The sequence below is a fragment of the Arthrobacter sp. MPF02 genome, from assembly GCF_046605375.1.
GTDB lineage: Bacteria > Actinomycetota > Actinomycetes > Actinomycetales > Micrococcaceae > Arthrobacter.
This window is the reverse complement of record NZ_CP176772.1, coordinates 3,413,125-3,429,415: the sequence shown is the minus strand read 5'-3', so window position 1 is coordinate 3,429,415 and position 16,291 is coordinate 3,413,125. Positions and strand designations below refer to the sequence as shown.

The following is a 16,291-nucleotide window of genomic DNA, read 5'->3' as shown; positions in this document are numbered from 1 at the left end:
TTTGCCCCTGCCCTCTACCTGTTCTGTTCCAGGGCAAGCACAAGGATTTCCAGCAGCCCGTCATCCACCTGTTCCGGCGCAGTCAGCCGCACCCGGACGGTAAAGGGGTCATCCGCACGGGTCCGGACTTTTTCGAGCCTGCCCGCCGCCGGTGCGTCCAGGCGCAACGTGATGTCCACTGCGCTGTTGGTCGAACGCGTCAGCTGCGCGAACTTCCGGCGAGCGCTGTGCAGCGACACATAGCCCTTCCGCATCTGGATCTGCACGCCGTCGGTCGCTGATGCCCAGGCCAGGACAGCATCAGCGATCGGCCGCAGGTCCGGGTGGTTGGCGTACTGGCCGTCCAGCAGTTCGTCCGCATCCCGCAGCATGAACTCCGGGTAGCCGAACATCTCCCAGGACACCGCGTACTGCGCGTAGCCCGTCACGCCGAACTGGCCGCGCATCCAGTCCCGGAGCTCCCCGTCGCTGGCGATGCCCGCCGCGCGTGCCTGTTCCGCCCAGTAGGCCGTGTCCTTGCCTGTCTTCCGCAGGAGCAGCGCCTTGTTGTTGTCCACCATCGACTGCCACGTTCCGGCCTCTTTCCGGACAACCGGCTCCTCTACAGGCCGCTGCGGTGCACGTTCTTCAGGCTGTGTGGTTTCAGGCATGCACTGATCGTAATTGCGGCGGCGCCGGCAGGTGCGCCAGAAAACTTCTCCGGGGACCGTAACCTTTCCGCTGGCCCCGGCGATGTAGGAGGTGATGGGTCCGCCCGCCGGGCCCGCCCCCTAATCGTCTAGTTTTGGAGTGCTTCATGTCTGTGTTCACCGTTCTCGCCACCAGTAAAGTCGCCGCTTCCGTCCTGGCTGCCGGCACCCTGGCCGTTGGCGGAACCGGCGTTGCCGCTGTTTCCGGTGCCCTTCCCACCGAAGCCCAGCAGGCCGCCCACGAACTCTTCGGCGCCCCGGCTCCGGAACTGGCCGCCGAAGCAGCAGCTGACGCCCAGGCCGCCGCAGAATCCGCCGTTGACGGCGCAGCCAACGCCGACGCTTCCGCAGGTGCCGAAGCCGAAGCCGCCGCAGAGGCCGCCGTCAGTGGTGACAGCGTTGCCGCCCAGGCTTCCGGTTCCGCTGCCGCCGGTGCCGCCGTGGACGCCGCCGGAGCCGCGGCATTCGGCCTGTGCACCGCTTTCACCAACGGCGGCCTCAACGCCTCCTCCGAGGGCTTCTCCTCACTGGTGATCGCCGCTGAAGGCGAAGCCAATGTCGAAAGCTTCTGCGCCGACGTCGTTGCCGAAGCCGGCGCAGCTGCGGAAGCCGGCGCTGCCGCCACCGGTTCCGCTGCCGTTGAGGTTGAGCGTCCGGAGATTCCCGCTGTTCCGGCTGTGCCCGCCGTTCCGGGTGTCGACGGCGAGCCGGCCGTTCCCGCCGTGCCTGCTGTTCCTGCCGTCCCCACCGGAGCCGGCAACGTCTCGGTTTCAGTCCGCTAAGCAGCTTTAGCTAGGGTGGACCGCAGCCGTTCTCGGGCTGCGGTCCACCCCGGCACTGCAGGAACGTGCCGCCAGGCAGGGGTCCTGCAGGCCGCCGCTGCCGCCGTGCCGGGGCAGCCTGAAAGACCTTGGGGACTGGCAATCCACAGCGAATACCGGACAGGCGGACGCCGTGTTCCGGGATGGAGGAGCCGCTGGTGCTGGACACTTTGGCCCACGAAGAAACCGACATATTTGAAGACACAGCCGGAGCGGATCCCGCTGTGCTCTTCGGTGCTGCCTACCGGTCCTTCGCCGGCCCTGTGCAGGGCTACCTCAAGGCCCGCGGCGTGGACGATCCCGAGGCGGTTACCCAGGACGTGTTCCTGGCCTTCTATCCCCGCATTGATGAACTCACCGGCGGCCTGCAGGGCGCCAAGTCCCTGATTTTCTCCATCGCCCACGCCCGTATGGTGGACCACTACCGCCGGCTGGAGCGCAGGCCGCAGCTGACTCCTTACGATCCCCGGGATGACGGCCGCACCACCCCGTCCGCCGAGGACCATGCCGTCGAACTAACCGCCGGCGCCGCTGACATGCTGGCCGGACTTAGCGCCGAACACCAGGAAGTGCTGGCCCTCCGCGTGGTGGCGGACCTGTCCATCGAACAGGTGGCCGCCATCATGGGCAAGAGCACCGGGGCCATCAAACAGCTCCAGCGCAGGGCCCTTCAAAACCTCAAAGCACAAACGCTCACAAGAAAACAGGCGAACAATGAGTGACACCGCAGGATCCCGCAGCGACCGTTTCGTCGACCAGTTGCTGCTCGAGGCAGGTCTGGACAACGACGGCCAGCTCCGCCCCGCCCTCCTGCAGCTCCGTGCGCTGGGTACCGGGACCCCGGAGCCGTCCGCAGAAGTAGCCGCCTTGCTGGCGCGGGCCAAGGAGGCGCCGGCAGCTCCCGAAGCGACCGCAGCAGACACGGTTGTGCTAACGCCCGTCGATGAACTGGCCGCCCGCCGCCGGGCCAAGCGGCGCGCAACCCTCACCGCCCTTTCCGTGGCGGTCTCACTCTCCGCCGGAGGCGCAGTGGCCGTAGCGTCGGACCAGGGCCTTCGCGACTCGTTCACCCAGTTCAACCGGGCCGTCACCTCGTTCGTGACCGGATCAAGCCCGGCGCCTGCCGGAGACCAGGCAGAGGAACCCCGGCTGCCGGCTCCTTCCGGTCCCGCCACGCCGGCAGCGGTTCCCACCGTTCCCGCCGGGGCCGCGCAACCGGGCCAGGTGCCGCCGTCGGCCGTTCCTGCCACGCCGGAGACCACGGAGAAGGCCGCGGGGAACCCCGCAGCCCCCGGCAAGCCGGAAGACCTGCCGGTGGTCAAAGACCTGCCCACCGCCGTCCCCCGGGACCTGACCAACGGGGTGGGCCAGCAGCCGCAGGTGCCCGTTCCCGGCCCGTCAGATCTGCCTCTGCCGGGAACGCTCCCCGCAGTCCCACTGCGGTGAAGGCGCCTGCGGCCCGCTTTAGCGGCTGAGCCGGCTCTGCTTCCTAGCCGGCACCGCCCGTCATGATCATTCCGCCTGCCGGGTCGGCCAGGTACCAGACGCCGTCGACGCCCTGGCCCAGGATGTCACCCGGCTTGGTGTCCTCGGCGAAGTAGTACAGCGGCATCCCGTTCAGCGTGACCTGCATCTTGCCGTCCGGGGTGTTGATGGTGCCAAGCGTTCCCGTGACGCCCTCGGCGGCAGGAGTGGCAGAAGTAGTGACTACGGGGGGCCACGCCGCCAGGCAGGCATCCGTGCAGGCGCTGGTTCCGGAATCCTTCACATCGTTGGTGAAGAAGTAGACGCTCATGCCCCTGCCGTCCACCACGATCTCACCGGCGCTGGAGGACGCTGTCATGAGGTCGACGGCGGCGCCCGCCGTGGCGGTGGAGGTTGCCGAAGGCGGTGAAACGGACGCGGCGGGGGCCGTTGCAGAGGCGGCAGGCGAGTTGGTCGTGACAGCCGGGCTGTTTGCCGGCGCGGTTCCCGTGCCGCCGGCGCAGGCAGTCAGAACTGCGGAAAGGGCCAGGATGGCGAGGCCTGCGCCCACGTGGTGTTTCATGGGATGCTCCTTGGCTGGGCCCGGCGTCGAATCACCGGAGGGTAACCGCTACGACGTACCCGGGTGAAGAATGGTTCATAGCAGCGCCCCCTAATCTGAACTTTCCGCCCGGCAACAGCGTCTTCAGGTGGTAAGCAGGAATGGTGGGACGAAGGCCCGGGCGGGAGGGACGCTATGCCGCTGGACGAAGACGTGGTGGAGTCCATTTACCGTGAACACGGCCCCGCGCTCCGCCGTTTTGTCGTCAGCGCCTCACACGATCCCCAGATGGCCGAGGACGTGGTCCAGGAGACACTGCTCCGCGTGTGGCAGCAGGCCCCGGACATCAACGGCAGCCTGCGCAGCTACCTTTACCGGACAGCCAGGAACATCATGATCGACAACTACCGCCGTGCCCAGCGCCGCCCTGAATCCCTCGAAAGCAGCCCGGATCCTGCCGAGGTGATGGAGCGCGTGGATGACCTGCTCAACCGGGTGCTGGTCGAAGAAGCCCTGCTTCGGTTGACCAAGGAGCACCGGGACGTCCTGGTGGCCCTGCACTACCGCCGCTTTACCGTCAACGAAACCGCGGTCCAGCTCAACATCCCCAGTGGCACGGTCAAGTCCCGGGCGTATTACGCGGTACGGGCGCTCCGCACCATCCTGGACGAGATGGGGGTGGAACGGTGAACAGCGCGGAACGGCACCAGTTGCTCGGTGCTTACCTGCTGGGCGGCCTCGACTCCGCGGACCGGGCGGGTTTTGAAGCCCATCTGGAGGGCTGCGCCGAGTGCCGGGAGGAACTGGCAGGGCTGGAAAACGTTCCGGTCCTCCTGGATACCCTTCCCGTTCCGGACGCGGTGGCCCTGACTGCCGTTTCAAGCCTGGCTGCGTCCTCCAGCGTCCTTGCTCCGGCGCCGCTCCTCGCCCGACTCGCCCGCCGCCGTCGGACCTCCCGACGGCGGTGGTTGGCACTCGTGGGCGCCGTCGCCGCCGCGTGCCTCGCCCTGGGCATCCTGGCGGGACCGCTCCTGGCACGGCCCGACCCTCCTGATGCCACCTACTCGCTGCAATCCGGGGACGGCCTGCAGGTAAACATCGACCTTGCGCGGAAGAACTGGGGAACCGAGCTTGCCGTCAATGGCAGCAGCCTGCCGCAGGACGGAACATTATCGCTCTGGGTCCGCGACCGTGCCGGCAGCGAGGACCGCGCCTGCGCCTGGACGGCGACGTCCAGCGGCAGGGTCCGGATCACCGGGGCCACTCCCATCCAGCTGGCCAGCATCTCCAGCGTGGAACTGCGGGACGGGACGCAGCATGCCGTCGCCGTGATCACGGTGCCCTGAGACCTTACCCGCCCGCCGGCCACTGGCTCTGCCCCTTCCAGGCCGCTGCCGGGGCCTATTGGGTCATCGTGGCCAGTTTCGCCCGCACGATCATGAACACCCCGTAGCACATAAGGCCGGCACCCACGGCGGCCAGGAGATAGACGCCCAGCGGCTGGTCACGGAGCGCGCGGAGCCCGCCGTCGAGTCCCGTTGAGTCCTCCGGGTGGGCCTGCAGTGTGGCGACGACGATCAGCAGGCCGGCCAGCAGCAGCACGGCGCCCTTGGCCACGTAGCCCACGACGCCCAGGACCGTGACCGCTGTCCTTGCCCTGGGATTGGCGGGCATCGCCAGATGCTTTTCAAAGGACTTCCTGAGGCCGCGGATACCGTAGACCACGCCGGTCACGGCAATGGCCGCGCCCAGGAGGACCAGGATGGCGACACCGCCGGGTGCCTTCATGAGGGAGAAGGTGAGGTCGCTCGCGGCCTTCTGGTTGTCACCGCCAGAACCCGTTCCCCTGGCAAAGGACATCAGGGTCAGTGCCAGCCCTGCGAACACCAGCGCCTGCGCTGCCGCCTTGGCTTTCCGGCCGGCTTTTTCCTTCGCGGGCAGGCGGTTGTAGTCGAAGATGGCGTCGCTGGTCTGCCATAGAGCCAATGCGGCGCAGGCCGCGAAACTGGCCCACAGCAGGAACGGGCCGGCCGGCTGGGTGGCGAGTTCTGCCACGGCGCCGCTGAAGTCGGCGTTGCCCGTGCCGCCCATGGCCAGCCGGATGGCGATCACACCCACCAGCAGATGCAGGATGCCGCTTGCCGCAAAACCAGCCCTTGCCAGCACTTCCAGAGTCCGCGAATTGGTGGCGTTCTCTGCCGCTTCGACGGCCTGTTTCAGTTCTCTTTTGATGGCTGTTCCTTTGTGCGTGCGCAGCGCCTGCGCGGTGGTTCACTGGTGTTCGTGCCCCACACAACCGCAATAGTCCCACGCGCCCGCAGCCTGGAACAGTGGCTGCTGCCGGGCCGTATCCGGGCCTACCGCCGACGGTAGCAGAGGTCGAAGATCAGCCTGCCGGCCTCATGCGCCTTCGCCTCGAAGCTGGTGCGGATCCTGCCCGCAAACCGGGGTGCCCACCCGCCCGTTTCATCGATGCCCTCGTTGGGGCCGGTGTGTTCAGTGCTCACCGGGGCCCGTCCCTCACGTACCGGGGCGCCGCCCACCACGGTTTCGACGCCGGACTGCCACACCTGCGTAAGCGGGCTTTCGGGGCCGCGGCGCTCGCCGGTGTGCAGGTTCTCGAAGTCCTGTGACTCCGACAGCACGTCGCGGACGTGGATGGCGTAGTTGGACCAGTCGGTGGCGATCCGCCACAGCCCGCCCGGTTTCAGGGCGCGGGCGGCCAAGGCGGCGAACTCCGGCTGGATCAGGCGGCGTTTGTGGTGGCGGGACTTGTGCCAGGGGTCCGGGAAAAAGACCCAGAGCTCATCGATCGAGCCGGCCGGAAGCATGGTGGCGAGCACCTCGGGGGCGTTGGCTTCCACCACCCGGACGTTCCGGAGTCCGCGGCTGTTGATCTTCATGATGGTGTTCGCGAGCCCGGGGGTGTAGACCTCCACAGCCAGGAAATCCGTGTCCGGGTTCTGCTCCGCGGCATGGCAGATGGCATCGCCCAAGCCGGATCCCACCTCGACGATCAACGGCGCCTTGCGTCCGAACTCCGCCTCGGCGTCGAAAACGTAGTCCGGGTGGACCGAGGTGTTGGCAACGTGCCGTGGAACGTTGATGGCCCAACGTTCGGCGTGCTCCTCCCATGCTGCCTGCCGCCGGCCCTGAAGGCGGGTGCCGCGGCGCACAAAGCTGACCGGCCGGCCGCCGTAGGTGCCGTGGGACGCCTGGGTTCCGGGCGTGACCGGCCTGGGGACATGCGGCTGCTGGGGAGTTTCCGGGGATTCGCTCATCCCTTCCAGAATAGCGCCGGGAGAAGCCGGCGTGCCTTGGCCGGGGTTAACCATGGCGCCTCTTGCATCACCGCATCATGTACACAAAGCGCAGGGTGAAGATCAGGCCCGGAACAAAGAGGACTCCGGTGATGCAGAGCGAGGCCAAGGACAGGCCCCTGCTCTCTCCACTGCGTTTCGTCTTCCGGAGACTGTAGATGCCCAGGACCGCGGAAATGGTTCCGAAAACCATGGGCAGGCTCCAGAAGGCGAGGGGAGCCAGCCATGGATTTCGTGACGGGCCGTCATACGGGAAGGTCAGCAGCATGGCGAAGCTGGCAAAGGGGGCGGTAATGATGAGGCTCGCGGGCGCCGCAATGGCCAGCACCAGGCTGGCGATGGCTGCCGCGGTATGGCCGTTGCCCGGTGGCTCCGGCAGTGTGCCCGAAGCTGCGGGCGCTGGTTCCCCGCCGGCCTCCACGGGAAGGGGTCCGGAAGAGGGTGGCATGCCCATGGTTCTCCTTGTTTTCGGGGATCTGATGCTGTTTCAACCTAGATACGCCGGCCGGACCGCAGGAAGGCCGGCTGGCCCCTATGTGGATAAGACGGCGGCGGCCCTCCGCCTGCAACAATGGGCAGGTGACGGAAGCAACAGACTCCGCAGCAGGGAGGCAGCGGCGGACCGCAGGACGAGTGCCCGGTCCAGCCGGCCTTCACCGGGTAGAGACGCTCGTGGATGCTGAGGCTGACGAACTGCCCGCTCCTGCGCCAACCCGGGTGGGCAGCCGGTGGCAACTGGCGTACCTGGGCCTTTGTTTGGTCCTGATCGGGCTGAACCTGCGGACCGTCTTCTCCAGCTTCTCCGCCGTGCTCCCGGAGGTCACGTCCCAGGCGGCATTGCCGGGCTGGGCGGTAGTGGTGCTGACAACGGCGCCCGTCACGCTGCTGGGTGTGTTCGCCCCGCTGGCCCCGGTCCTGGCCCGAAGGTTCGGCGCCGAGCGGGTCCTGCTGGCTGCGATGGCCGTGCTTACGGCGGGGCTGCTGCTGCGTCCGCTCGGCACAGGGTTATCCGGGGCCGGCCACCTGCCTGGCCTGCTCGCCGGAACGGCGGCGTGTGGGGCGGCCATCGCCCTGTGCAACGTCCTGCTCCCCGGGTTGGTGAAGCGGGACTTTCCGCACCGCCTTGGGTTGATGGGCGGGCTGTACACCACCGCCATCTGCGCCTCGGCGGCACTCGGAGCGGGCTTTACCTACCCCGTCTACGCGGCCGCGGGGGAGTGGACCTTGGCGCTGTTGTTCTGGGCGGTGCCTGCCGCCGTCGTTTTTCTTTTGTTCCTTCCCGTGGCTGTCCGCCAGCGGACGGTGAAGCACCAGGTTGCCAGGGACGGGGTGAACGTGTGGCGCTCGGCGGTGGCGTGGCACGTGACCATCTTTATGGTGCTGCAGGCGATGATGTCCTTCAGCGTCTTTGCCTGGATGGCGCCCATCCTGCGGGAGCGCGGCGTGGACGGAGGAACGGCGGGGCTGATCGTCTCGGCCAGCATAGTGCTGCAAATGCTGGGCTCACTGTTCGCACCGGCGCTGGCAGCCCGGTTCCGGGACCAGCGCGCCATCAACACCATTGTTGCCCTGATGACCGGAGCCGGCTTTGCCCTCTGCATTTTCGGGCCGCTGGAGCTCGTATGGAGTTGGGCCGGTTTGCTGGGCCTGGGCCAGGGAAGCCTGACCGCGGTGGCGCTTACCATGATCATGCTCCGGACCCGGGACGGGCACACGGCGGCGCATCTTTCCGGGATGATGCAGGGTGTTGGCTACGGCCTCGGCTCCACCGGGACCCTCATGGTCGGCCAGCTCCACCAGGCCACCGGATCCTTCGCGGCCGCCGGAGTCCTGTTCCTGGTGGTCGGGTCACTGGCTGCGGTCTTCGGGTACCGAGCAGGCCGCAACCGGTACGTGGGCGGCTGAAATGGCCGTGCCCGACTCCACCGTCGCGGCCACGGGCCGCGCTGCAGGCATCTTCCACCGGACGTATATGTGGGTGACCATCGGCACCTGCTCCCTAGTGTTCCTTGCCGCCTTCGAGGCGCTGGCTGGTGATCACCATCATGCCCCTGGTGAGCGTCCCCGGCTCCGCGGGTCACCACCCCGACCCCTTGAGTTTTGGGGCAGCTACTACCGGATAGAAGGCCCGGAAGTCCCCGTACGTGTCCAAAAACTCCAAGGGGCGGGTCAGGGGAGGCGGGTGGCGCGCAGGACAACGTCCGCGATCGTGGCGTGCTGGCCTTCCGGTCCCGTCACCGGCCGCTCCCGGCTGGTCAGGACTTCCAGCTGCCACTCGGGCCCGTCCAGTCCCAGCTCGCGGACCAGGTCATCGCCGGTGTAGAACATCTCCCGGCGGTGATGGTGCGCGCCGCCCCACGGCGGCAGGTGGTCCGGATGATGACCCACCACCAGCAGCGTCCCGCCGGGTTTGACCGCGGATGCCGCCGTCCGCAGCGGCCCCTGCCAGGCGAGTTCCTCTGCATGCAGGAACTGCGAGGTCACAAGGTCGAACGATCCCTCGGGCTTCCACTCCTCCAGGTTTGCCTGCTGCCATGTGATGCGGCTGCCGATATTCCCCTCCGCCGCGTGCACACTCTCCCTCGCCAGCGCGGCCTTCTCGTGCGAGTGGGCACGTTCCAGCGCTACAGCGGAAACGTCGACGGCGGTCACCGTCCAGCCGTGCTGCGCCAGCCAGATGGCATCGGCGCCTTCGCCGCAGCCAAGATCCAGCGCCTTCCCGGGGTGCAGCCCGCCCACTTCGCGGACCAGCTGGGGGTTGGGCTTGCCGCTCCACATCTGCGGCTTCGACCGGTACCGCTCGTCCCACACCGAGGCTGCGTCGTCACCGCGGATTCCGCTCCCGATGCTGCCGCCGGTGCCGGTGCCGGTGCCGGTGTCAGTGCTTGTGCCGTTGCCACCTGCAGAACCTCGGCCGAAGGTGCCGCTGCCGCCTGTGGCCGTTCCGTCGTCGTGCGTTCCATGGAGGTGACCCGAGTGTTCGCTCATGCCACAAGCCTGCCCTGACCCGCCTGCCAAGGCAACGGCCCCAACTAAGTCGCAGAAAACGCAGTGGGATCGACGTTTGGCGACGTCATATGCCAGTCAGTTGGGCGGGCCGGGGAAGGGGCAGGGAGCGCGTGATGCTAGAATGGTGGAACTTGATGTGCAGTGATGCCCGCTCGCTCCTCTTTCCGGGAGCCCCTTGTTGGGGAGTGGGCATTATTCATGTGAGAGGCACATCCTGCGTCGATGAACGCGTTCTAATTGGTCCCGGCCGCCGTCCTGCAGATGGCAGCTGCCGGTTGATCACCTGACTTTTCTTCGGCGAACCCCCGGGTCAACCGGCACCGGGGCCGATATCCGCTTGGATACCGCCAGAAAGACTTTGACTTTAGATGACTACTTTTGCTGCCCTCGGCACGCCCAAAGCCCTCGCCGAGACCCTTGCGGCACAGGGGATTGAATCCCCGTTCCCCATCCAGGTGAAGACCCTGCCGGACACGCTGTCCGGCCGTGACGTACTGGGCCGCGGCCGCACCGGCTCCGGCAAGACCATCGCCTTCTCCATCCCGCTGGTGGCCCGGCTGGCCGAGCGGGAGGCAGCCCACTTCCGCAAGCCCGGCCGCCCCATGGGCCTTGTGCTGGCACCCACCCGTGAGCTGGCCACGCAGATCAACGCCACCATCGAGCCGCTGGCAAAGGCAGCCGGGCTGAACACCACCGTGATCTACGGCGGCGTCTCCCAGGCGCGCCAGGAGAAGGCGCTACGGGCCGGCGTCGACATCGTCATCGCCTGCCCCGGCCGCCTGGAGGACCTGATCCGCCAGCGCATCCTCACCCTGGAAGCCGTGGAGATCACCGTTCTGGACGAGGCGGACCACATGGCGGACCTCGGCTTCCTGCCCGTGGTCAAGAAGCTGCTGGACATGACACCCAAGCAGGGCCAGCGCCTGCTCTTCTCCGCCACCCTGGACAACGGCGTGGACAAGCTGGTCCAGCGATTCCTGTCCAACCCGCTCACCCACTCCGTGGACGACCCGCAGGCCGCGGTGACCACCATGGAGCACCACGTGCTGGTGGTCAACGACCAGACCGTCAAGAAGCAACTGATCGTGGAGCTCGCCGCCGGGGCGGGACGCCGCGTCCTCTTCATGCGGACCAAGCACCACGCCCGCAAGCTGGCCAAGACGCTGACCGACGCGGGGATCCCCGCCGTCGATCTGCACGGCAACCTGTCGCAGAACGCCCGTGACCGCAACCTGGCCGAGTTTTCCAACGGAGACGTCCGCGTCCTCGTGGCCACCGACGTCGCTGCCCGTGGCGTGCACGTGGACGATGTCGAGCTGGTGATCCACGTGGACCCGCCCACCGAGCACAAGGCGTACCTGCACCGCTCCGGCCGTACGGCGCGTGCCGGTTCCGACGGAACCGTGGTGACGCTGACCCTCCCTGAGCAGCAGACCGACGTGAAGAAGCTGATGAAGGCCGCCGGCGTGGACGTCAGCTTCGAGCGCGTAACGGCCTCCTCGCCGATCGTGGCGGAGCTGGTTGGCGAGGTCGCGGAGAAGGTGGACCCCCGCACCCGGGCCGCGCTGCTGGCTGCCAAGATGCCCACGCAGGGCGGCGGCACCTCAACCGGTGCCAACGCCGAGCGGAAGCGGGCCCGCCGCCAGGCGTCTCCCGCTGCAGGCGGCCGTGGCGGACGAGGCGGCCGCGGCAAGGTTTCCGCTGAGCCGGTCCGCACCGACGTCCCCCGCGCCCAGCGCCGCGCGGCTGCCTTTGAGGGCCGCACCGAGGTCCGCGCCGCGGCCGAGCTGGTCCGCGAGCAGAACGAGGACCGTGCAATCGCAGCTGCCGCCGCACGCCGCAATGCCCGCGTCCGCGGCACCGCCGGCAACACCCACCGCAACGACGTTCCCGCAGCAGGTGGCCGCCCATCGGCCGGCCGCGGTTCCGACGGGCAGCGCGGCGGACGTCCGGCCACCGGCCAGCGCGCTGCTGCCGGCACCTCAGGCGGCCGCGGCGCCCAGCGGTCCGGTTCGGGTTCCGCCGCCAGCGGCGGCAGCAAGGCCGTTTGGTCCTCCGCAACCGGAGGGGCTTCCGGCGGATCCTACGGTTCCGGCAACGGCGGCTCCGGCCGGCCCAAGCGCAGCGGCCCGCGCCGCGCTTCCGCTCCGGCTTCGAACGAGCGCCGCGGGCGGTAATCCCGGCCGGGGTTGATCCCCGCCGGCTCAACCACCGGCAGGTATTACCAACCCCGCTTGCGCCACTCCTCAAGGTGCGGGCGCTCGGCGCCAAGCGTCGTGGCCTTGCCATGGCCGGGGTGCACGACGGCGGAGTCGGGGTAGGTGCCGAACAGCCGCTCCGTGACGTCGTCAAGCAGCTGGTTGAACCGCTCCGGGTCCTTCTGGGTGTTGCCCACCCCGCCGGGGAACAGCGAGTCGCCGGAGAAGATGTGGGTGAGCCCGCGGGGCTCCTCGTACACGTAGGCGATCGAGCCGGGTGTGTGTCCGCGCAGGTGGACAGCCGCCAGCTCAAAGCCGTCCACAGCCAGGATGTCCCGGTGCCCGAGGCGCTGGTTCACGGGCACAGGCAACGCGTCGGCGTCGTCAACGCCTGCCGCGGTGGGCGCACCCGTTGCCTCCGCCAGTTCCTTCAGCGCCCGGACGTGGTCCCAGTGCTGGTGGGTGGTGGCGATCAGGGCGAGCCTGGGCGTGGCGGATGTGTCCGCGGCGGCGTCCTGCAGCAGCCGCTGGACGGCCGGCAGGTCGTCCGCGGCGTCGATCAGCACCTGCTCGCCGCTTGCTTTCGCGGTCAGCAGGTACACGTTGTTGTCCATCTCGCTGACGGAAATGCTGCGGATGGTCAGGGCCGGCAGGTCGTACAGAAGTGAGTCCATGGGCTTCAGTCTAAGGACGACGGTCCGCGGCGCAGGCTACTCCCGGCCCTCCGACACCCAGGTGGGATCCGCAGAGCGGGAGCCGACGACGGCGTCCGAGGCTTCGCCAAGCGCCTCCAGTTGCGCCGGGGTCAGCTGCAGGGCAAGGGCTCCCAGGTTCTCGTCAATGCGCTTCCGCTTCCGGGTCCCGGGGATGGGCACCACCGGCAGTTTCAGGCGTTTGCCCTGGGCGCCCGGGCGGTCACTTCGGACAGCCCCAGGTGGCGGACCTTGCCCTGCTGCACCAGCCCCGCCATGGCTTCCACGGCTTCCACAATCGGAACGCGGAGGTCACGGCGGTGCAGGTAGTACAGGTCAATCACGTCCGTGCCCAGCCGCTGCAGGCTCCGGTCCACGGCCTGCCGGATATAGGGCGGATCGTTCCTGACACCCGAGTATCCCTCGCCGGGGCTTCCCACAAGCGCAAATTTTGTGGCCAGCTGCACCTCACCGCGACGCTCCCGGAGCAGCCGGGAAATCAGCTCCTCGTTGCTGCCTGCCCCGTAGACATCAGCGGTGTCGATAAAGCTGATGCCGGCGTCCACGGCGTGGTGCAGGGTCTTGAGCGCGTCGGCCTGGTCCACCCCGCCGTAGACCGGGGTGAGGGCCATGCCGCCGAAGCCGAGGGGACTGACGCCCAGGCCGTCGCCCAGCATGGTCGTGGGTGCCACGGGAATCTCCTTTGTGCGGTGTGTTTGGGCGGTTTCAGAGCCAGGGGATCACGCGGTCCGCGGCCGGCCTGGTGAATCTGATCAGCCGGGCGTTAGCCTCGTCCGGTCCGGCAGCCCACGCTTCAGCCGCCGCCTGGTCCATGCCGAACTGCACGTGCCTGGCCACGAGCCGGCTCATCCGCAGCTGGTCCGGTGTTTCCAGAAACCACACCTCGTCCAGCTGCGCCCGGACCTCTTTCCAGGGCTCCTGCTCCGCCAGCAGGTAGTTGCCTTCGGTAATGATGAGCGAAACCTCGGCGGGGACGGCGATGGACGCGGCCACGGGTTCGTCGATGGTGCGCCGGAATTCCGGGGCGTACACCACCGGCTCGTCCCGGCGGACCAGGCGGCGGAGCAGCGAAAGGTACCCGCCGGCGTCGAACGTATCGATGGCTCCCTTCCGCTGGCGGAGCGGCGTGCCGTCGATGATGGCGTTGCCCAGGTGGAAGCCGTCCATCGGAACCACCACGGCCGCGCCCGGGCCGAACTGCTCCCGGATCCAGGCGGCGAAGGTGGACTTTCCGGAACCCGGAGCGCCAGTGATGCCCAGGATGGTTCGGCTGCCGGACGCCATCCGGGTGCGGAGGGCGGCCAGGGCCTGGGTGATCTCGGGGGAGTCCATGCCAAAAGCCTAGACCGGGCGAATGCTCAGCGGCGGGCGGGCTCGCGTGCCGGCCGCGGGTCCTTCCCGGGCTTTTTCTCCGCGGGCAGTGCCTTCAGTCCGGCGGCGCAGCCCACGATGCCCGCGATGAACAGCAGTTTCAGCAGGCTGAAGGGTTCCACGCCGGTAGCCATCGCCCAGCCGACGGTCAGGGCGGCGCCGATCCCCACCCAGATGGCGTAGGCGGTACCCAGGGGAATCGTCCGGATGGCCAGGCCCAGGCCGAGCATGCTCAGGACCGCGGTGACAACGAAAACCGCGGTGGGCAGGGGCCTGCTGAAGCCATCGGACAGGCCCAGGGCTGTAGCCCACACGGCTTCCAGGACGGCCGACACCAGCAGCACCAGCCAGGGAATTGAACGGCGGAACATCATGCCACCACCTTCAGGCCCACCACGCAGGCGGCGATGCCCGACAGCAGGAGCAGCCGCGCCGCCGTCAGGCGTTCCACTTTGGTGAGGATCGCGTAGGCGGAGGTCAGGACCACGCCGACCCCGACCCATACGGCGTAAGCGGTGCCGGTTGGAATGGACTGCATGGCGATCGCCAGGCCGCCGGTGCTGGCGGCCACGGAAACCAGGAACAGGGCGGCCGGTGCAATGCGGCGGCGGCCGGAGGCCTTGAAGGTGCGGTGCAGCGCGGCGGCCCAAACGGCCTCGAGTGCTCCCGCAAGTATCAGAATTATCCACGACATGACGAATCCTCCGGCCAGTCTTGTCGCGTTCCGGGTACTGAACCGTCGTCCGGAGGCTCGGGTGCGGAGCCTTGTTTCCAGCGTAGCAACGCCCGACGGCGGGCGGCCACGCTGGTGGCCAACCTCACCACAGGTGCCACCTCCCCAACTGGGTAGCAGTAACTGTCGTTTTGGGGGCCCAAAACGACAGTTACTGCTACTTAGTTGGGTGGGGTTAGAGGGCTCCGCCGGCAGCCTCGGGGGCACCGGCGTCCCGTCCGCCGTCGCCGACGGTCTCGCGGGCGATGAAGTTCTCGATGTCGAACAGGTTGTCCGCGCGCTCGGCAATGTTGAGCAGCGTGGTCATGGACGCCACCTCCTCCACCTGCTCCTTGAGGAACCAGAGCATGAACTGCTCGCCCAGGGCGTCGTTCTCGCTGCGGGCGGCGCGGAAAAGGTCCTCGATGTTTCGGGTGACATCCTTTTCCTGCTGCAGGGCCAGGGCCAGCGGCTCGGTCACGGAGGCGAAGTCGTTGCGGACGGCGGGGACGCCCGGAATGGTGAAGGGGATGTCCCGGTCCAGCATGTACTGCACCATCATCATGGCGTGGTTCCGTTCCTCCACGGACTGGCGGTAGAAGTACTTGGCCAGCTGGGGAAGGTCCTGGTTGGCGAACCACGTGGCAACGGCAATGTACTGCTGCGACGCCGTGAATTCGTTGGCGATCTGGGTGGACAGGAGCGAGTTGAACGTTGTTGTGGTCATAGCCCCGAGTTTAGGTACGGCGGGCGCCGGTAACCAGTGTGGAAAGGCTGTGCTTGGCAAGGCGAGGCTGGCCTGTCCAGTTCCGGAACTAGTCCTCCACGGGGTCGATGGAGACCACCGCCAGGAAACCCCGGCCCAGGACTTCCGGGGTGGCGTCATCCGAGCCGGCTATGGCGTCATAGCGTGCCAGTGCTTCCGGGCCGCTGGCGTTATCCGCAACCGTGGCCTGCCCCTGCAGAAAGATTCCCACCTGGCCGTCCCACAACGGCTGGGCCCGCTTCTTCGACAGCTCGATGACGGACGTGTAGGCCTTGTACGCGCCGGCCCTGGTGATCACGTTGAGGTTCCGGATGTCGCCCGTGGGAAGCTTGGCAGCGGTGGCCGCGCCGCCGTCGAACCGGAAGGGACGGTGCTTTTCCACGGGACGTTCGGCTCCCTCGATGGTGAGCAGCAGGAGGTCGCCCTCAACCACCGTCAGGAGCCGCTCCATGCCGGGAAATGACGAAAAGTCCCCGGCCCTGGTGACGTCCGCGATGCTCACGCGCCAGTCCCAGCCGGAGCCGTCTGCGGAGGGGCGGCCGGCCACTTGGCGGGTGACACCGCCGCCGTTGCGCCACGGCTCTGCCGTAAGGTCTGCGAAGCGGATGATCTGCATCAGCCCAGCCTAGTTCCCCCCAACCTCACACCCGTCGCGGGATAGGCCGG

The 16,291-nt window shown here is 68.1% G+C and carries 19 protein-coding genes, 1 pseudogene and 1 riboswitch; of the genes and pseudogenes, 6 read left to right on the top strand and 14 right to left on the bottom strand.

Features of this window, described 5'->3' with window-relative positions; all coding sequences use genetic code 11:
* Positions 1-14: 14 nt before the first annotated feature.
* Positions 15-650, bottom strand: coding sequence for a DUF5655 domain-containing protein (locus ACLH0K_RS16280; protein ID WP_411374575.1), 636 nt, complete (start codon positions 648-650; stop codon positions 15-17).
* Positions 643-1,437 carry a hypothetical protein gene (locus tag ACLH0K_RS16275; RefSeq protein ID WP_411376505.1) on the bottom strand — a complete coding sequence of 265 codons (795 nt, stop codon included), beginning with the start codon at positions 1,435-1,437 and terminating at the stop codon, positions 643-645. Before ACLH0K_RS16275 ends, ACLH0K_RS16280 begins: the two co-directional genes overlap by 8 nt.
* 216 nt (positions 1,438-1,653) lie before the next feature.
* On the opposite strand from ACLH0K_RS16275, the gene ACLH0K_RS16270 reads away from it, so the two are divergent.
* On the top strand, positions 1,654-2,232 hold the full coding sequence (locus ACLH0K_RS16270) for an RNA polymerase sigma factor (RefSeq protein ID WP_411374574.1): 579 nt from the start codon (positions 1,654-1,656) through the stop codon (positions 2,230-2,232).
* Positions 2,225-2,956 carry a hypothetical protein gene (locus ACLH0K_RS16265; protein WP_411374573.1) on the top strand — a complete coding sequence of 244 codons (732 nt, stop codon included), beginning with the start codon at positions 2,225-2,227 and terminating at the stop codon, positions 2,954-2,956. Before ACLH0K_RS16270 ends, ACLH0K_RS16265 begins: the two co-directional genes overlap by 8 nt.
* A gap of 43 nt (positions 2,957-2,999) precedes the next feature.
* Here ACLH0K_RS16265 and ACLH0K_RS16260 read toward each other — a convergent pair whose 3' ends face one another.
* The gene (locus ACLH0K_RS16260; RefSeq protein ID WP_411374572.1) at positions 3,000-3,557 is read right to left on the bottom strand and encodes a hypothetical protein; all 558 of its coding nucleotides are present in this window, start codon (positions 3,555-3,557) and stop codon (positions 3,000-3,002) included.
* A gap of 174 nt (positions 3,558-3,731) precedes the next feature.
* On the opposite strand from ACLH0K_RS16260, the gene ACLH0K_RS16255 reads away from it, so the two are divergent.
* Both ACLH0K_RS16255 and ACLH0K_RS16250 read left to right on the top strand, forming a co-directional pair.
* Complete coding sequence (locus ACLH0K_RS16255; protein WP_411374571.1) at positions 3,732-4,226, top strand: sigma-70 family RNA polymerase sigma factor; 495 nt, start codon at positions 3,732-3,734, stop codon at positions 4,224-4,226.
* The gene (locus tag ACLH0K_RS16250; protein ID WP_411374570.1) at positions 4,223-4,882 is read left to right on the top strand and encodes an anti-sigma factor family protein; all 660 of its coding nucleotides are present in this window, start codon (positions 4,223-4,225) and stop codon (positions 4,880-4,882) included. The genes ACLH0K_RS16255 and ACLH0K_RS16250 overlap by 4 nt, the downstream gene beginning before the upstream one ends.
* A 55-nt stretch (positions 4,883-4,937) precedes the next feature.
* Here ACLH0K_RS16250 and ACLH0K_RS16245 read toward each other — a convergent pair whose 3' ends face one another.
* From ACLH0K_RS16245 to ACLH0K_RS16235, 3 genes are all read right to left on the bottom strand, one after another.
* Positions 4,938-5,756 (bottom strand): DUF1206 domain-containing protein, encoded by an 819-nt coding sequence (locus tag ACLH0K_RS16245; protein WP_411376504.1) that lies wholly within the window; start codon positions 5,754-5,756, stop codon positions 4,938-4,940.
* A 137-nt stretch (positions 5,757-5,893) separates the two neighbouring features.
* The gene (gene trmB / locus ACLH0K_RS16240; protein WP_411374569.1) at positions 5,894-6,817 is read right to left on the bottom strand and encodes a tRNA (guanosine(46)-N7)-methyltransferase TrmB; all 924 of its coding nucleotides are present in this window, start codon (positions 6,815-6,817) and stop codon (positions 5,894-5,896) included.
* Between the two features lie 67 nt (positions 6,818-6,884).
* On the bottom strand, positions 6,885-7,304 hold the full coding sequence (locus ACLH0K_RS16235; protein WP_411374568.1) for a hypothetical protein: 420 nt from the start codon (positions 7,302-7,304) through the stop codon (positions 6,885-6,887).
* 185 nt (positions 7,305-7,489) lie between these two features.
* Between ACLH0K_RS16235 and ACLH0K_RS16230 the strand changes: the two genes are divergently transcribed.
* Complete coding sequence (locus tag ACLH0K_RS16230; RefSeq protein ID WP_411376503.1) at positions 7,490-8,761, top strand: MFS transporter; 1,272 nt, start codon at positions 7,490-7,492, stop codon at positions 8,759-8,761.
* A 264-nt stretch (positions 8,762-9,025) separates the two neighbouring features.
* Here the strand turns inward: ACLH0K_RS16230 and ACLH0K_RS16225 are convergent, their stop codons facing one another.
* On the bottom strand, positions 9,026-9,844 hold the full coding sequence (locus tag ACLH0K_RS16225) for a class I SAM-dependent methyltransferase (protein WP_411374567.1): 819 nt from the start codon (positions 9,842-9,844) through the stop codon (positions 9,026-9,028).
* A gap of 389 nt (positions 9,845-10,233) precedes the next feature.
* Here ACLH0K_RS16225 and ACLH0K_RS16220 point away from each other — a divergent pair, with 389 nt between their 5' ends.
* Positions 10,234-12,042, top strand: a complete 1,809-nt coding sequence (locus ACLH0K_RS16220) for a DEAD/DEAH box helicase (RefSeq protein ID WP_411374566.1) — start codon at positions 10,234-10,236, stop codon at positions 12,040-12,042.
* A 44-nt stretch (positions 12,043-12,086) separates the two neighbouring features.
* Here the strand turns inward: ACLH0K_RS16220 and ACLH0K_RS16215 are convergent, their stop codons facing one another.
* The 7 genes and pseudogenes from ACLH0K_RS16215 to ACLH0K_RS16185 form a co-directional block, all read right to left on the bottom strand.
* A complete protein-coding gene (locus ACLH0K_RS16215) occupies positions 12,087-12,737 on the bottom strand; it encodes an MBL fold metallo-hydrolase (protein WP_411374565.1) in 651 nt (216 codons plus the stop codon).
* 36 nt (positions 12,738-12,773) lie between these two features.
* Positions 12,774-13,432: pseudogene (locus ACLH0K_RS16210) on the bottom strand (aldo/keto reductase).
* Positions 13,433-13,481: 49 nt separating this feature from the next.
* Positions 13,482-14,108, bottom strand: coding sequence for a nucleoside/nucleotide kinase family protein (locus ACLH0K_RS16205; RefSeq protein WP_411374564.1), 627 nt, complete (start codon positions 14,106-14,108; stop codon positions 13,482-13,484).
* Positions 14,109-14,134: 26 nt separating this feature from the next.
* A complete protein-coding gene (locus tag ACLH0K_RS16200; RefSeq protein WP_411376502.1) occupies positions 14,135-14,518 on the bottom strand; it encodes a DMT family transporter in 384 nt (127 codons plus the stop codon).
* Positions 14,518-14,841: a DMT family transporter gene (locus tag ACLH0K_RS16195; protein ID WP_411374563.1), complete on the bottom strand. Its 324-nt coding sequence runs from the start codon at positions 14,839-14,841 to the stop codon at positions 14,518-14,520. The genes ACLH0K_RS16200 and ACLH0K_RS16195 overlap by 1 nt, the downstream gene beginning before the upstream one ends.
* Before the next feature lie 9 nt (positions 14,842-14,850).
* A riboswitch (guanidine-III (ykkC-III) riboswitch) is annotated at positions 14,851-14,916 on the bottom strand.
* A gap of 139 nt (positions 14,917-15,055) precedes the next feature.
* Positions 15,056-15,586, bottom strand: coding sequence for a ferritin (locus tag ACLH0K_RS16190; protein WP_138137917.1), 531 nt, complete (start codon positions 15,584-15,586; stop codon positions 15,056-15,058).
* An 88-nt stretch (positions 15,587-15,674) separates the two neighbouring features.
* Complete coding sequence (locus ACLH0K_RS16185; protein WP_411374562.1) at positions 15,675-16,241, bottom strand: HutD family protein; 567 nt, start codon at positions 16,239-16,241, stop codon at positions 15,675-15,677.
* Positions 16,242-16,291 lie beyond the last annotated feature (50 nt).

Coding starts and splice junctions, on each gene's coding strand:
- ACLH0K_RS16280 (WP_411374575.1), bottom strand. CDS start 650: ATGCCTGAAACCACACAGCCTGAAGAACGTGCACCGCAGCGGCCTGTA.
- ACLH0K_RS16270 (WP_411374574.1), top strand. CDS start 1,654: ATGGAGGAGCCGCTGGTGCTGGACACTTTGGCCCACGAAGAAACCGAC.
- ACLH0K_RS16265 (WP_411374573.1), top strand. CDS start 2,225: ATGAGTGACACCGCAGGATCCCGCAGCGACCGTTTCGTCGACCAGTTG.
- ACLH0K_RS16260 (WP_411374572.1), bottom strand. CDS start 3,557: ATGAAACACCACGTGGGCGCAGGCCTCGCCATCCTGGCCCTTTCCGCA.
- ACLH0K_RS16255 (WP_411374571.1), top strand. CDS start 3,732: ATGCCGCTGGACGAAGACGTGGTGGAGTCCATTTACCGTGAACACGGC.
- trmB (WP_411374569.1), bottom strand. CDS start 6,817: ATGAGCGAATCCCCGGAAACTCCCCAGCAGCCGCATGTCCCCAGGCCG.
- ACLH0K_RS16235 (WP_411374568.1), bottom strand. CDS start 7,304: ATGCCACCCTCTTCCGGACCCCTTCCCGTGGAGGCCGGCGGGGAACCA.
- ACLH0K_RS16225 (WP_411374567.1), bottom strand. CDS start 9,844: ATGAGCGAACACTCGGGTCACCTCCATGGAACGCACGACGACGGAACG.
- ACLH0K_RS16220 (WP_411374566.1), top strand. CDS start 10,234: ATGACTACTTTTGCTGCCCTCGGCACGCCCAAAGCCCTCGCCGAGACC.
- ACLH0K_RS16215 (WP_411374565.1), bottom strand. CDS start 12,737: ATGGACTCACTTCTGTACGACCTGCCGGCCCTGACCATCCGCAGCATT.
- ACLH0K_RS16205 (WP_411374564.1), bottom strand. CDS start 14,108: ATGGACTCCCCCGAGATCACCCAGGCCCTGGCCGCCCTCCGCACCCGG.
- ACLH0K_RS16200 (WP_411376502.1), bottom strand. CDS start 14,518: ATGTTCCGCCGTTCAATTCCCTGGCTGGTGCTGCTGGTGTCGGCCGTC.
- ACLH0K_RS16195 (WP_411374563.1), bottom strand. CDS start 14,841: ATGTCGTGGATAATTCTGATACTTGCGGGAGCACTCGAGGCCGTTTGG.
- ACLH0K_RS16190 (WP_138137917.1), bottom strand. CDS start 15,586: ATGACCACAACAACGTTCAACTCGCTCCTGTCCACCCAGATCGCCAAC.
- ACLH0K_RS16185 (WP_411374562.1), bottom strand. CDS start 16,241: ATGCAGATCATCCGCTTCGCAGACCTTACGGCAGAGCCGTGGCGCAAC.